We start from the raw sequence: 273 nt of genomic DNA, 5'->3' as shown, positions 1-273 counted from the left end.
CATTCGCGCTCCCGACTTCCGTGGCAGGCATCACCCTCGCGTTTATTTTCGGGCCCAACGGTTGGATTGGCGCCTGGTTTGCCTCGCGAGACATTCCGCTTGCATTCAACGCTACGGGTATCGTCATCGCGCTCACGTTCGTGGGCTTACCCTTCGTCGTCCGCACGCTTCAACCTGTAATCGAGGAACTTGGCACCGAGTATGAAGAAGCAGCCGGCCTCCGAGATGCACCCGGCTCTGAACCCCTTCGGCCGGTAAGATGCCCTGCGGTGC

General features: G+C 60.4%; 1 pseudogene. It reads left to right on the top strand.

Annotated features, from left to right (window positions below):
• Positions 1-20: 20 nt before the first annotated feature.
• Positions 21-273, top strand: a pseudogene (locus SB822_RS57050) (sulfate ABC transporter permease subunit CysT); the annotation flags it as partial.

It is taken from the genome of Paraburkholderia sp. SIMBA_054, assembly GCF_046534875.1.
Classification (GTDB): domain Bacteria; phylum Pseudomonadota; class Gammaproteobacteria; order Burkholderiales; family Burkholderiaceae; genus Paraburkholderia; species Paraburkholderia hospita.
The sequence above is the reverse complement of the archived record's forward strand: the minus strand, read 5'-3'. Positions and strand labels throughout refer to the sequence as shown.